Raw genomic sequence first — 12,717 nt, 5'->3', positions numbered from 1 at the left:
CAGGCATGAAATCCGATGTCGGTCGATCGCCGTGCAGGGCTGCCCTGATAGCGTAGCCTTGTCATTGCTTGATTTGCCGAGGAGGCACTAGAGGTCCATGTTTCTTTCAGTTTTCGATGTTTTCAAGATCGGCGTCGGACCGTCCAGTTCGCACACGATGGGACCTATGTCGGCCGCGAATCGGTTTCTTGACCTCGTGCTGTCGAGCGAGTGGCCGCGGCCGTCCTCGAATGTGCATGTCGCCTCGATCAAGGTCAGCCTGCATGGCTCGCTTGCCCATACGGGCATCGGCCACGGCACGGGCAGGGCGGTGATTCTCGGCCTGATGGGAGAAAGCCCGGACCAGGTCGATCCCGACCGGATGGATGCTATCATCGACGAGGTTGAGCGCAGCGGCCGCATCACGCCGCCGGGCCATCCAGCCTATCAGTTCCAACCGAAGACCGACCTGATCTTCGACAAGAAGGTGCCGCTGCCGGGCCATGCCAACGGCATGAGCTTTTCCGCCTTCGACAAGGACGAGCGTCTGCTCGTCAAGCGTATCTACTACTCCGTCGGCGGCGGCTTCGTCGTCACCGATACCGAGCTCGAGCAGATGCGTGCCAACAAGAAGCAAGCCTCTTCCGGCGAGCGCATTCCATTCCCCTTCTCCACCGCCAAGCAGATGCTGGATATGGCCGAGCGCTCCGGTCTTTCGATCGCCCAGATGAAGCGCGCCAACGAAGAGACCCGGATGAGCAGCGACGATCTCGATGCCGGGCTGGATCGCATCTGGACGGCGATGAGCAGCTGCATCGATCGCGGCCTGAAGGTCGATGGCATCATGCCTGGTGGCCTGAAGGTGCGCCGTCGCGCCCGCTCCATCCATGACAAGCTGCAGGAGGAATGGCGCAGCAACCGCATCAATCCGCTGCTCGCCAACGACTGGCTGAGCGTCTATGCCATGGCCGTCAACGAGGAGAATGCGGCCGGCGGCCGTGTCGTCACCGCGCCGACCAATGGCGCTGCCGGCGTCATTCCGGCGACAATCCGCTATTACCAGCACTTCCATGAGGATTGGGACCAGGACGGTATCCGCAATTACCTGCTGACGGCCGCTGCCGTCGGTGGCATCATCAAGCACAATGCCTCGATCTCCGGCGCCGAAGTCGGCTGTCAAGGCGAGGTGGGTTCGGCGGCCGCGATGGCGGCTGCGGGACTTGCCGCGGTCATGGGCGCCTCGCCGGAGCAGATCGAAAATGCCGCTGAAATCGCCCTCGAACACCATCTCGGCATGACCTGCGACCCGGTTGCGGGCCTCGTGCAGGTACCTTGCATCGAGCGCAATGCGCTTGGCGCCGTCAAGGCTGTGACTGCCGCCTCATTGGCCCTCAAGGGCGACGGCCAGCATTTCGTGCCGCTTGACGCCTGCATCGAAACCATGCGCCAGACCGGCAACGACATGAGCGAGAAATACAAGGAGACGTCGATGGGCGGCCTTGCGGTGAACGTCGTCGAATGTTGAATCAGAACATTAGAGGTATTGCTTCATCCAACAGATGAGGTGGTCAATAGACCTGGTTGACGGGTAGCTTTCAAGCCGCCCGACCGAGTTCTTTTCTTGTATTTCTATGGCATCAACGGTCTTTACCCTGCGAATGCAGGATCATCGTGGCTAAACGCCGTTGTAAAGCGGGTGGCTCGAACTCCATCCGCACTGAGCCAAGAGCGTAGCACATTGCGGCCGTGAACGGCATCCAGGGTCCTAATAGATCAAGCAGAGCATCGGACATCATATTTTCCAGCGGCCCGACGCCCAATTGACCGAGCGCTTGCTCATGATCGGGCAGGCGGGCTTGCGCGATGATGGCGAGGACCCGTTTCAAGACGACGTCCGCCTCGCGTGATGAATAATCGTTCGTTGACCACCAATACGTATCGGGATCAGCGAGATAAGCTTGGACATAGGCGTCTGCACTGACGGGTGGTTGTTCCATTTCCCGCAGATCCGCCCATGACGTATCCGACGCAATTTCATATGGCGTGAAGGCATTATCCGACAAGGCATCCGGCCGATGTCTTTTCGACGGCTGTTTTCGATGGCCCACCATGATTACGCCCTCCGTAAGCTCCAACCTGATACCAAATCATATTCCTCGATCAATCGCACCATGCACGAAACTCTCTGACAACATAACTGGGGCGACGATGTCAGTGGCAGCCCCGAGAATCATACATGGCCCGGGCAGAACGATATCGAGTTTGTGGACGCATGACGTGAAAAGCTTGACGCTGCCGGTCAAAAGGATTTCAACGGCGTCATGGCTTTGCATCTGATCAAATTATGCGTGGGCGCAGACTCGCTTGAGGATCTGCGCGAATGGGTTTCCGAACGGGCGATGAGCGCTATTGCCGCCGGCCTGGAGCCGCATACCACCCATACGACGCGCATGGTGCCGAAGCGGATGGAAGAGCTGCTGGACGGCGGCTCGCTCTATTGGGTGATCAAGGGGCAGGTGCAGGCGAGACAGAAGCTACTCGGTGTCGAAACCTTCACCGACGTCGACGGCATTCATCGCTGCCGGCTGATTCTCGATCCGAGTGTCGTCGAAACCGCCGGACAGCCGCGTCGGGCTTTTCAGGGATGGCGTTACCTGCCGCAGGACGATGTGCCGCGCGACCTCGACAGTCTCGGCGGCGTTGCCGAGTTGCCCGCGGACTTGAGACGCGAGCTTTCCGAATTGGGATTGCTGTAAAGCGGGTACTCAGCGCACCCGCAGCTGCACCGGTGCCTGGCCGTTCGGCGAGGTGATGTGCAGCCGAATATTGGCTTCCGGCTGTGAATAACGCCAGGCGCGCGCGCCATGGCAGAGCAGGATGCCGATTAGGTCTTTCGTTTTACTGCGCGAACGCGAACGGTTGAGGCCCAGATCGGCCAGCCGCAATGCCGCTTCATGCAGCGGATGAAGGGCAAAGCCCTTCGGTTTGGTCTTTCCCGCGCCATCGAGCGAGAAACCTGGAAAGTTCTCGTTCATCGCCATCTTATATCCCCGCAACACATTACAAACTCAGGGCCGGCCCGATACACATCGGGGACCGGAAAACCGGGTGTCTCAACGCGAAACCCGGCAATCTCTTGACAATGCGACACGAAAACCGTGGCCACATTCCTATTCCAAACTTGCCCAGCACTTCACGCCGGCCTTCTTGAGCGCCTTGCAGGCATTGACCGCCGCATTCTGGTCTCCAAAGCCGCCGAAGCGGGCGCGATAGCCGTTGTCGTAGGCAACTGCGTAAGCCTTGGCCGAGCGCAATGCCTTGCCGCCCTTGCTCTTGGCTCTGTCGAGTAGATCGTCGGCGCCGTCCTTGCTGGAGGAAACGCCGATCTGCACGACCCAGCCAGTCGGGCCTTTCTCAGCCTTGGCAAGCTTTTCAGGCTTCTCCGCCTTTTCGACCTTCTGAGGCTTGATGATCTTCGTATCTGACTTGGACGTCGAAGCAGTCGTCAGCGTATCGACATCATCGACGCCGCTCTCATCCGTCGCCGTCGGCGCTATGGAGGCAACTTCGTCGGATGCGGCGCGGTGCTTCTGCTTGCTCGTAAGCAGCGGATTGCTGGATTTCGGCGCTACCGCAGCAAAAGCAGCGGCGCTGGACGGCTGCTGATCGTCTTCGACCTCCGCGCTTTCGACCTTGCTCGCCTTCACACTGCCAGCTGCCGCCATGCGCGCGCTTGCGGCCTGGATATTCGGTGTTTCCGCCACGGTCTGGGCAATCACGTTGGAGGAAATATGCTTGGTCGATGCGACCGGCAGATAGGTCGCAATCAGCTTGCGCATCTGGTTGTCGCGGGCCGGCGTCGAGGCGCCACCGAGCACGACGCCGACGATCGAACGGCCATCGACCTTCACGGAAGTCGCGAGATTGTAGCCGGCGGCGCGCGTGTAACCGGTCTTGATGCCATCGACACCACGGACCGAGCCGAGCAGATGGTTGTGTCCCGGGATCACCCTGTTGCCAAGGCGAAAGCTCGTTGTGGAAAAGAGGCCGTAATATTGCGGAAAGTGCTCCCGCAGGGCGATGCCGAGACGAGCCTGGTCGCGCGCCGTGGTCATCTGCGCGGTGTTCGGCAGGCCGTTCGGGTTGCGATAGGTCGTACGCGTCATGCCGAGCATGCGGGCCTTGTCGTTCATCATGCGGGCAAAGTTGTCTTCCGAGCCGCCGAGCATTTCGCCAAGTGCCATGGCCGCGTCGTTGGCCGACTTGGTAACGATGCCGAGGATCGCTTCGCGAACGGTAACCGACCGGCCAGTGCCGATGCCAAGCTTCGTCGGCGCCTGCATGGCGGCATTCTTTGAGAAGATCACAGGCGTATCGAGAGTGACCCGACCGGATTCGAGCGCCTCGAAGGTCAGATATACCGTCATCATCTTGGTCAGCGACGCGGGATAGTGAAGCGTGTCGGCATTCTCGCTGTAGAGGACATTGCCGGTATTCGCATCAATGACGATGCCCGCATATTTCGAGCCACCGGCTGCGTACGACGCATCAACGGTCATCGTTATCGTCGCCGTCGAAACTGCGAGACCAAACAGCATCTTCGCCAGAAACTTGCCGGAGTGCGTTGAGGATGCGGAATAATTTGATCTGGACACTACTTCACTCTCTGCTTGCATTTACGGTCTCGATTATCCGGCCGCCGCCTCCAAGAACGTCCGTTACGTTCCAACCTAGGGGCTTAGCGTTACCAATCGGTTTATGATGAACAGTTGGTTTCAAATTTAGGCACCATTTTAGCCGTCGCTTGCGGACGTGCCGCTGGCGTTTGGTGCGTCGATGAGGTGGGATTTGACGAAGCCCTGAACGGCCGCATCCATTGTCTGCCAGTCGCCGAGCTGATTGGCGGAAAAACGATAAAGGACGCTCAGATCCTTGCCGACCTTGACGTCCCTCTGGCAATCGCCACTGGTCGCAAGGTCGGGTGAGGCAGGCAGGATGCAGCGGACGACATAATCAGGCTCGCCGATGCGCGGCGCTGTCAGAAGCACTTCACCGCTATAGCCGGCATCGGCGCGGAGCGGATGTGCTGTCAGGCCGTGCGGACCGGCAACGGCTTGTCCCTCCATCAAATGCGAATAGATCGGCTCCAGCCGGCCCGACATGTCGCGCGACATGGTGCTCTGGCTGAGCTGGAGGAAGATCAATGAGGCGGATTGGGAAATATCGTCGAAACGCAGCCTGTCGGCATCGCTGTAGCCCTGCATCTGCGGCCAGGTGAGGTAGAGATCGACGCGTTCGGCGACGCCGTTTGCCCGTTCGCTCGGAAAGCGGATCATATTGGCACCAACGCGCAAGGTGTCTTCGCCGATCGTCACGGTGATCGGTTTGGTGCTGTCAGTGTGGCCCGCAAGCGAAATTTTCTCGCCGAGCCAGCGGCCTCCGATGGTGATTGCCATGGTCAGCGCCGCAAGCACGGCAACACCGGCGGTCAGACGGTAAACCAGGCCGCTCGAAATCAGCGGCTGTTCGTCGATCATGGAGGTGGACGACAGAGGAGGGGCCATGCTCTTGCCTTCGGTTCCAACCCGCATCGGTCATCATCGTTGGCGACGTATCCGCTGCGGCAAGAGACCCCTGATGAGTCCCGATGTGGAATGATTGCCGCCTTCATGGTTAATGAGTGATTAAAAGTATGTCGCCCTGCATATTTAATCGCGGATATGCTCTCGCGATTATCCGGATGATTTTTCGACGGGATACGCCCGGAAACGAAAAAGAGCCGTTCCCGGGACAGTGGGAACGGCTCCGAGGCGCCGATCGGGACAGAAACCTGGGACAGACCGGGCCTTTTGCTCACGCCGCCAACGCTAGGCCGCCGGCGGTCGCAAGGAGGAGAGGTGACTTACTTCAAGCTGCCGACAGCGACCGCGCGGCCATCCTGTATCTTGACCCAACGAGCAGGATCGTCGGCAGACTGGCGCTTCAGGAAGGTGTATTCGGTGTCCGACCAAAGCTTCACCTTGTTGCGCATATTGTCGAGGACGAAGTCGCCACGGTCGGTACGGACCGTCAGCACGGCATGGCCTTCACCGTTCGGCTGCAGCACGACGGTCATCAGCAGATCGGAGGGGGAAAAGCCAGCCTCGATCAGGTCCTTGCGCTTCAGAAGCGCGAAATCCTCGCAATCGCCGGCGGTGGTCGGGATCGCCCATTTTTCCTCGACGCCGTAGAGGTCCATGTCGGTCATCGGCCGGATCGTCGTGTTGACCGCGTAGTTGATCTTCAGGATCGTCTTCCAGCGATCCTCGGTGAGGATAGCGGGACCGGCATCGCCGCCGGCATAGGAGCATTCAGTCGGATTTTCCCTGCAGAACTGGTAGTGGCCGATCGGTGGCGCGGCATCGCCCGTGATCGTCATATTGGCAGGCGTCGCATGGGCGAGGCCGAGACAGCCGAAGGTGAAGAGAGCTACTGCGGCATATCCGCGAAGAAGAAGTTGAAAGCTCATGTCCGTGTCCCTTTTTTATTGGGACCAGAATGACATGCAGGCTTTTACCCCACGCAAAATTACGCAGTCAAATTAAGCACTTAGTTTATTCAAACACACGTCGAATTGTCATAAAATGAGAATAAAATTTGAATCAAATTTGAAGTAGTTTCCATGGGAATTCAAAAATCCTCTCGCGTTTGCCGCTGTGACTGGATTTCTCATATCCGTTTGTTTTTGAATGACTTTCTTTTTAAGTGCTAAAATTAGCCGAACGGCTTGTTCACCCGAGGCGTTAATGAAGCAGGGCCAATTCCTTGTCTCGGCACATAGCAGAGGCAGTCCGAATGTCGGAGATTTCCGTTTGTTGTGCCATTTTGGGACGGCACACTAGAAAATATTTTTGTTTTTTTTACTGCCTTCAGGCGAGGGCGCGAAACACGTCCGTGGCATCGACAATGGCTGCCGCCATCTCCGACGTCCCCGGTGAATGCGCAGCATTGGGAACTATCATCAGACGTGCCGTGGGCCAGGCCCGCGAGAGTTCCCATGCGGTGACAACGGGCGCTTCGAGATCGAGGCGACCCTGAATCATCGTACAAGGGATATCAGCAAGCCGATGGACATTCCGCAGTATCTGATCGTCATCCAGCCAGCCGCGATGGTGGAAGTAGTGGGTGATGATGCGAGCTCTTGCGATGACGTAGCGTGGATCGGCCCAACGGTCGGAAAGCGTCGCCCGTGGATCGACCAGAATGTTGGCCGATTCCCACTCATGCCAGTCTCTGGCGGCCTTGAGATGGACGGCAGGGTCCGGGTCGCGGAGCAATTGATAATAGGCTGCGACGAGGTCGCCATCGCGCTGGCTCTCCGGAACGCCTGCGCGAAATCGCTCCCATTCCTCGGAAAAGAAGCGAGCGAGCCCTTTGCAAAGCCAATCGATCTCGGATTGGCGCGTCATGGTCACGCCGGCGACGATAAGGGCTACGACGCGCTCCGGGTGCGCCTGCGCGTAGACCAAAGCCAAAGTGCATCCCCAGGAATTGCCGTAGACCAGCCAGCGTTCGACACCGAAAAAGAGCCTTAGCCGCTCGATGTCGGCAACCAGATGCCGTGTGGTGTTCGCGGAGAGATCGCTCTCCGGCTCGGACGCGTGCGGCAGGCTTTTGCCACAGCCGCGCTGGTCGAACTGGATGATGCGATAATGTTGCGGATCGAAGAAGCGGCGGGCGCCGGCGGAGCTACCGGATCCGGGGCCGCCATGCAGGACGACGACGGGAACGCCGTTCGGGTTGCCCGATTGCATCCAGTAAAGGCTGTTGGCATCGCCGACATCGAGCGTGCCCTGATCATAGGGCTCGATTTCCGGATAAAGCGTCTTCATCGATGGCCACGCGAATAGAGGAGGAGAATTGCCTCTGTCTCTAGAGAGAACGTGACGTCAGAATGACGGGATCAGAGGAATTCGCGCAACGTCTCGCGCGATTGCAGCGAGAGAAACTCGATCGCGACGCCTTCCATGAAGTGACGCACAACGCGGCCGCGCATATTGCCGAGACGAACGGGCGTTCCGATCGGCGGACGGGCCTCGACATCGACGGCTGCACCCGACAGCGACAGGTCCATGATGCGGCAGATATAGAGAGTCCCGTCTTCCAAGGTCAACTCGCTGGTGGTGGAGCGCGGCGTCAGGCGGTCATGACGGCGATCTTCCGGAAGACCAAGCTCATGCTTGTTGGCAAGCCAGGTCAGCTGAGCGGCGAGCTTCTCGCGCTTGCGGTCGGTCGCGTTGATCGACATGCTGAAGCCGCGACCGTCGATGGCGACCACATTGCCCTCGACCCGGCCAAGATGATCGATATAGGCCACGATGCGCTCATTGGCGCGCGGACGTCCCAGGCAGGTGACATACATGTCGCCGGGCGACATGTCGGTGACCAGGCATTCGAACTCTTCGTAACTGGCCAGCATCAGACGGCCCTGCATATTGATCGGAACCCGCTGAAAGGTTCGCAGATCATTGCGGGGCGCACCTCCCACCATCTTGTTGGGCCGCGTCGTCTGGGCTGGCTGGAATGAATGCATGAAAGGGCTTCTTCAACCGATTATGTTTATTACAATCTTTAGCCGAACTTTCTTAAGGTAAGGTTGTCTTTGCCAAGGAATCACCGAGAAGAGATGGATGAATTTGTGCCGCGATGGGTCAGCCGGCGCGCGAATCGTGCATGCCCGTTTTCAGATTCAGTACCCGGCGCATTAGTTCACCAAAGCGAGCGCCATCCCGAGGGGAGATCGGAGAGGCGGATTGCGGATGCGATGGCTGTTCGGCAGCACGGGCAGGGCGGTCGTAAAGCAGGCGGCTGCGATCCAGCGCCAGGAACTCCAAACGCTCGCTGCCGAGCCATGCCGTATGGGCAACCGGCGTCAGACAGCCGAGCAGTCGATCGCAGACATCGCCCGACGAACGCATCGGCATCAGCACCATTTCAAAGGCCATATGGCGGCCGCTGATGCTATAGCCGGTCGCATTGATCAAGGCGGGAACCACATGCGTCATGACGCCCGTCGCAATGCGTACCGGGTCTTCGATCTGGCTGCCTGCCCAAAGTGCCGCAAAGCTCTCACCGCGAATTTCGCGCCCCATGAGACTGCAAATCGCCGTCCCGGCCAGCCGAAAACGTGGAGCTTCATTCGGCAGGAGCTCGAGAATGAAGAGTTCTGGCAAGATGTGGCGGACCGCCGAAGGCTGTATCAAATTGCGCAAGGGGGCATCCACGCTGCCGCGCAGTTGCTCCCAATAGGTAAATATCTCGATGCTCGTCTTCTGGCGCATGACGCGTCGGTGTCCCATTTCAGTTCAAATACCGGGGCGCTCATCGCCCTTGCGCCTTGCCTTGCTTATTTCATGCCAACGCCGAGCCATTAGGGTTAACAAAGGGTATCGTTTGCCTTCTGCGAGCCTGAATGGGAGAAATATCCCATCACTTCACGAGGTGACCTTCAGCACAAACTCTTTCGGGCATGGGATGCAAGCCATTGCTGTGCATCCCGATGAGGAACGCCCGATCAAGCCGTCCACCTCAGTTGGACGGCTTTTTTTTTGACGGTCGCTGCTGTATGTCTCGAGTCCCTTTTTGAGGATCTCAGAGCAAGACATGGATAATGCAGAGCCGCCGCGCCAACAGCCAGAAGACGAGCGGCCGCCGCAGCGCGTTCCGGCTTTCAACCTGCCACCTGTCATCCTCGCAAGCCTGGCGCTATTGGCTGTGGTCTTCGCTGTTCAGAACCTGCCCTGGTGGTCGGACGATACGCTGAACTGGCTCTATTTCACCTTCAGCTTCATTCCCGCGCGCTATGCTTTTCCGCTGTCGCAGCAGGGGCTGGAGTGGCTGTGGACGCCGGTCACCTATTCGCTTCTGCATGGCGGTATCGAGCATATCGTTTTCAACGGCCTATGGCTTATGGTCTTCGCAGCCCCCGTCGCGCGCCGGATTGGCGTCGTGCGCTATGTGATGTTCTGGATTTTTTCGGCCGCCGCCTCCGCATTCCTGCACGCAGCCATCTATTGGGGTGACCAGACCCTGTTGATCGGCGCATCCGGCGTCGTTTCCGGGTTGATGGGAGCGGCATGCCGCTTTGCCTTTCCGGCCATGGACGGCCGCCGCATCGGCATACGGCAAGCCCACCTCAATCCACGGCTGTCGATCCTCGCCTCGCTGCGCAGCCGGACGGTCGTCGTCTATATTCTGATGTGGATCGCCGGCAATGCGCTGGTCGCGTTCGGCGTCACTCTGGTTGGCGACAGTTCACAACCCGTTGCCTGGGACGCCCATATCGGCGGCTTCCTCTTCGGATTCCTGCTGTTTTCGCTGTTCGACCGGCAGCCTCGCGCCGAAGTCGAAAATCCAGCTGCATCAACGGAATGAAGCTGTTGCTTTCTTGGCCTCACAGGCGCAACATTCATCTCTATCGGACGCGCGTGGGAGGAGACCAACGCGGCCGATGACGGGAGCAGCGGTCCGAAACCTTGGGGTGGTTTCGGAACAAATCCGAGGCTCGCATGTTCACTGTGCTTTCGAGATGGGAGAATCGAATGTCAGTTTCCGTAAAAGCCATACTTGATACCAAAGGCCGCGATGTCGTTACCACCGGGGGTAATACGACCGTTGCGGAGGCCGCCAAGATTCTCAACGAGAACCGCATCGGCGCCATCGTCGTCGTCGGCATGGCGGGCAAGATTTCCGGCATATTCACCGAGCGCGATGTGGTCAATGCGGTGGCCAAGCACGGTGGCGAATGTCTTGATCAGCCGATTGCCTCGCTGATGACGGCGAAGGTGCATCGCTGCAAGGAAGAGACCACCACCGATGAATTGATGGAAGTGATGACCCTGCGCCGCTTCCGCCATGTCCCGGTCGAGGACAAAGGCAAGCTCTCCGGCATCATCTCGATCGGCGACGTCGTCAAATGGCGCATCCGCGAAATCGAGCTCGAGGCCGAGCAGATCAAAGCTTATATTGCCGGTTGAGCAGCGGTCGGGCAGAGCCCGAGCAATCGAGCCAGTGAGTTGATTGCAACGACGAACGCCCTGAGCCTAAAGCGAAGGGCGGGGCATCACATGCGAAGCCCATCCCGCCTTAGTAAACGAGATGGGCTTGTGGCTATCTGCCTTTTCAGATTTTCTGGTCTATCGGCGCCTTAGCGCGCATAGGCTTCCTGCATGCGCCGGATTTCGGTGAGGCGAGCCAATGTCTCCTCGTAGCCGCGCTCGATCGCCTCGCCGGCGCGATGGAATTCCGAAAGACCGATATCGCTGAGGCGCGGATGCAGCGACAGATCCGGCGGATCGCCGGCAAGGCGTGCGCGCGAGATCCGATCCTGGATGATGTTGAAAGCCTGCACCATCACGCCGGTCATGCCAAGCTTGGTGTAGGGTGCCTCGTCGCGGCGTTGCTGGTCGCTGGTTGGCGGACCGGCATTGTGCTTGACGACAGCTGAGCGACCATAAAGATCGTAGTTCAGGTTGACGGCGACCACGAGCGGCTGTTCGTAGGCGCGGCAGACGGAAACGGGCACGGGATTGACGAGAGCGCCGTCGACCAGCGTTCGGCTGTTGGTGCGAACCGGCTCGAAAATGCCGGGCAGGGCATAGGACGCCCGCAGCGCCGTGATCAGCGAACCATTGGCGATCCAGACCTCATGACCGGTGTTCAATTCCGAGGCGACGGCGACGAATGTGCGGTCGAGATCCTCGATTGACAGGCCTTCAAGGTGTTCCTGCATACGCTTGGTGAGCCGCATGCCGCCGAACAGACCGCTGCCACCGATGGTGAGATCGAGCAGGCTGGCGATGCGGCGCATGGTCAAGGAGCGGGAAAAAGCCTCCAGCTCGTCAAGCTTGCCGGCAAGATAGCAGCCGCCGACCAGAGCCCCGATGGAGGTGCCGGCAACCATGCCGACCTCGATACCCGCTTCGTCCAGGGCGCGCAGCACGCCAATATGAGCCCAGCCGCGAGCAGCGCCGCCACCGAGCGCCAGCGCGATCTTCACTTTCTTCGGGGCAGCGGGAGCAATGGGGGGAGCGAGGATGTCGCGCGAGGTCGTCGGATCTGAACCTGCCGAAGTCTGTCCGGCGCCCTGACGATTCAACCCCCAATTCAGCATGACATATCTTCCTCCGAGGCCTTTATGTGCCCCTTGCTAAAATACTGTCCCTTTTTCGTTTCCAAATCGTATATTTAATTATCGATCGATAGGCGGAAACTTGGCCGCGAGGCCTACTTCCGGTAGATGTCGCTGGGATCGAAGTGCAGGTGATCGTCGACCACGTTCAGCACCGGCTTTCCATCCTCAAGCTCGACCGTGCGGTAGAAACAGGACCGGCGACCAGTATGGCACGTTGCATCGTGACCTGCGACTACAACTTTCAGCCAGATGGCATCCTGATCGCAATCGGTGCGGATCTCCGTCACCGTTTGCAGGTTTCCGGAGGTTTCACCCTTCTTCCAGAGCTTGCCGCGCGAACGGCTGTAGTAGTGCGCCGTCTTGGTCTTGATCGTCAGCGCCAGAGCCTCGGCATTCATATGCGCGACCATCAGCAACTCGCCGTCATGGGCATCGGTCACGATCGCGGTGATCAGGCCGCGATCGTCGAAACGGGGCGTGAAATCACCCGCGTCCTCAAGCTCGGATTTATCCGTGGAAGGGGCGTTGAATACCAAATTCATCTCAGGCTCTTTCCTTGGAGCCCT

At 59.0% G+C, this 12,717-nt stretch carries 14 protein-coding genes; 4 read left to right on the top strand and 10 right to left on the bottom strand.

Features of this window, described 5'->3' with window-relative positions:
- Positions 1-97: 97 nt before the first annotated feature.
- Positions 98-1,504: an L-serine ammonia-lyase gene (locus AC1RO0_RS01620; RefSeq protein WP_498591224.1), complete on the top strand. Its 1,407-nt coding sequence runs from the start codon at positions 98-100 to the stop codon at positions 1,502-1,504.
- A 112-nt stretch (positions 1,505-1,616) separates the two neighbouring features.
- Here AC1RO0_RS01620 and AC1RO0_RS01615 read toward each other — a convergent pair whose 3' ends face one another.
- Positions 1,617-2,090, bottom strand: coding sequence for a hypothetical protein (locus tag AC1RO0_RS01615; protein WP_498591223.1), 474 nt, complete (start codon positions 2,088-2,090; stop codon positions 1,617-1,619).
- A 210-nt stretch (positions 2,091-2,300) separates the two neighbouring features.
- On the opposite strand from AC1RO0_RS01615, the gene AC1RO0_RS01610 reads away from it, so the two are divergent.
- Positions 2,301-2,735, top strand: a complete 435-nt coding sequence (locus AC1RO0_RS01610) for a DUF1489 family protein (protein ID WP_183693481.1) — start codon at positions 2,301-2,303, stop codon at positions 2,733-2,735.
- Between the two features lie 9 nt (positions 2,736-2,744).
- On the opposite strand, the gene AC1RO0_RS01605 is transcribed toward AC1RO0_RS01610, so the two are convergent.
- The 7 genes from AC1RO0_RS01605 to AC1RO0_RS01575 form a co-directional block, all read right to left on the bottom strand.
- Positions 2,745-3,020 (bottom strand): hypothetical protein, encoded by a 276-nt coding sequence (locus AC1RO0_RS01605; protein WP_371108087.1) that lies wholly within the window; start codon positions 3,018-3,020, stop codon positions 2,745-2,747.
- Positions 3,021-3,149: 129 nt separating this feature from the next.
- Positions 3,150-4,655 carry an SPOR domain-containing protein gene (locus AC1RO0_RS01600; RefSeq protein WP_498591222.1) on the bottom strand — a complete coding sequence of 502 codons (1,506 nt, stop codon included), beginning with the start codon at positions 4,653-4,655 and terminating at the stop codon, positions 3,150-3,152.
- A gap of 117 nt (positions 4,656-4,772) precedes the next feature.
- Complete coding sequence (locus AC1RO0_RS01595) at positions 4,773-5,543, bottom strand: hypothetical protein (RefSeq protein ID WP_498591221.1); 771 nt, start codon at positions 5,541-5,543, stop codon at positions 4,773-4,775.
- A 338-nt stretch (positions 5,544-5,881) separates the two neighbouring features.
- Positions 5,882-6,487, bottom strand: a complete 606-nt coding sequence (locus AC1RO0_RS01590) for a transglutaminase-like cysteine peptidase (protein ID WP_498591220.1) — start codon at positions 6,485-6,487, stop codon at positions 5,882-5,884.
- A 400-nt stretch (positions 6,488-6,887) separates the two neighbouring features.
- Positions 6,888-7,850 (bottom strand): prolyl aminopeptidase, encoded by a 963-nt coding sequence (gene pip / locus AC1RO0_RS01585; protein WP_498591219.1) that lies wholly within the window; start codon positions 7,848-7,850, stop codon positions 6,888-6,890.
- A gap of 71 nt (positions 7,851-7,921) precedes the next feature.
- Positions 7,922-8,551, bottom strand: coding sequence for a PilZ domain-containing protein (locus tag AC1RO0_RS01580; RefSeq protein ID WP_498591218.1), 630 nt, complete (start codon positions 8,549-8,551; stop codon positions 7,922-7,924).
- A 118-nt stretch (positions 8,552-8,669) separates the two neighbouring features.
- The gene (locus tag AC1RO0_RS01575; protein WP_498591217.1) at positions 8,670-9,299 is read right to left on the bottom strand and encodes a PAS domain-containing protein; all 630 of its coding nucleotides are present in this window, start codon (positions 9,297-9,299) and stop codon (positions 8,670-8,672) included.
- A gap of 322 nt (positions 9,300-9,621) precedes the next feature.
- Between AC1RO0_RS01575 and AC1RO0_RS01570 the strand changes: the two genes are divergently transcribed.
- Both AC1RO0_RS01570 and AC1RO0_RS01565 read left to right on the top strand, forming a co-directional pair.
- Positions 9,622-10,392 (top strand): rhomboid family intramembrane serine protease, encoded by a 771-nt coding sequence (locus tag AC1RO0_RS01570; RefSeq protein ID WP_498591216.1) that lies wholly within the window; start codon positions 9,622-9,624, stop codon positions 10,390-10,392.
- A 167-nt stretch (positions 10,393-10,559) separates the two neighbouring features.
- Positions 10,560-10,994 (top strand): CBS domain-containing protein, encoded by a 435-nt coding sequence (locus AC1RO0_RS01565; protein WP_498591215.1) that lies wholly within the window; start codon positions 10,560-10,562, stop codon positions 10,992-10,994.
- A gap of 170 nt (positions 10,995-11,164) precedes the next feature.
- On the opposite strand, the gene AC1RO0_RS01560 is transcribed toward AC1RO0_RS01565, so the two are convergent.
- Together AC1RO0_RS01560 and hisI are read right to left on the bottom strand one after the other, a co-directional pair.
- Positions 11,165-12,130 (bottom strand): patatin-like phospholipase family protein, encoded by a 966-nt coding sequence (locus AC1RO0_RS01560; protein WP_498591214.1) that lies wholly within the window; start codon positions 12,128-12,130, stop codon positions 11,165-11,167.
- A 113-nt stretch (positions 12,131-12,243) separates the two neighbouring features.
- Positions 12,244-12,693 carry a phosphoribosyl-AMP cyclohydrolase gene (gene hisI / locus AC1RO0_RS01555; protein WP_153365580.1) on the bottom strand — a complete coding sequence of 150 codons (450 nt, stop codon included), beginning with the start codon at positions 12,691-12,693 and terminating at the stop codon, positions 12,244-12,246.
- Positions 12,694-12,717 lie beyond the last annotated feature (24 nt).

The organism is Rhizobium sp. GW821-FHT14E12 (assembly GCF_058803745.1).
The sequence above is the reverse complement of the archived record's forward strand: the minus strand, read 5'-3'. Positions and strand labels throughout refer to the sequence as shown.

Coding starts and splice junctions, on each gene's coding strand:
- AC1RO0_RS01615 (WP_498591223.1), bottom strand. CDS start 2,090: ATGGTGGGCCATCGAAAACAGCCGTCGAAAAGACATCGGCCGGATGCC.
- AC1RO0_RS01595 (WP_498591221.1), bottom strand. CDS start 5,543: ATGGCCCCTCCTCTGTCGTCCACCTCCATGATCGACGAACAGCCGCTG.
- AC1RO0_RS01610 (WP_183693481.1), top strand. CDS start 2,301: ATGGCTTTGCATCTGATCAAATTATGCGTGGGCGCAGACTCGCTTGAG.
- hisI (WP_153365580.1), bottom strand. CDS start 12,693: ATGAATTTGGTATTCAACGCCCCTTCCACGGATAAATCCGAGCTTGAG.
- AC1RO0_RS01560 (WP_498591214.1), bottom strand. CDS start 12,130: ATGCTGAATTGGGGGTTGAATCGTCAGGGCGCCGGACAGACTTCGGCA.
- AC1RO0_RS01600 (WP_498591222.1), bottom strand. CDS start 4,655: ATGCAAGCAGAGAGTGAAGTAGTGTCCAGATCAAATTATTCCGCATCC.
- AC1RO0_RS01575 (WP_498591217.1), bottom strand. CDS start 9,299: ATGCGCCAGAAGACGAGCATCGAGATATTTACCTATTGGGAGCAACTG.
- pip (WP_498591219.1), bottom strand. CDS start 7,850: ATGAAGACGCTTTATCCGGAAATCGAGCCCTATGATCAGGGCACGCTC.
- AC1RO0_RS01620 (WP_498591224.1), top strand. CDS start 98: ATGTTTCTTTCAGTTTTCGATGTTTTCAAGATCGGCGTCGGACCGTCC.
- AC1RO0_RS01590 (WP_498591220.1), bottom strand. CDS start 6,487: ATGAGCTTTCAACTTCTTCTTCGCGGATATGCCGCAGTAGCTCTCTTC.
- AC1RO0_RS01570 (WP_498591216.1), top strand. CDS start 9,622: ATGGATAATGCAGAGCCGCCGCGCCAACAGCCAGAAGACGAGCGGCCG.
- AC1RO0_RS01580 (WP_498591218.1), bottom strand. CDS start 8,551: ATGCATTCATTCCAGCCAGCCCAGACGACGCGGCCCAACAAGATGGTG.
- AC1RO0_RS01565 (WP_498591215.1), top strand. CDS start 10,560: ATGTCAGTTTCCGTAAAAGCCATACTTGATACCAAAGGCCGCGATGTC.
- AC1RO0_RS01605 (WP_371108087.1), bottom strand. CDS start 3,020: ATGGCGATGAACGAGAACTTTCCAGGTTTCTCGCTCGATGGCGCGGGA.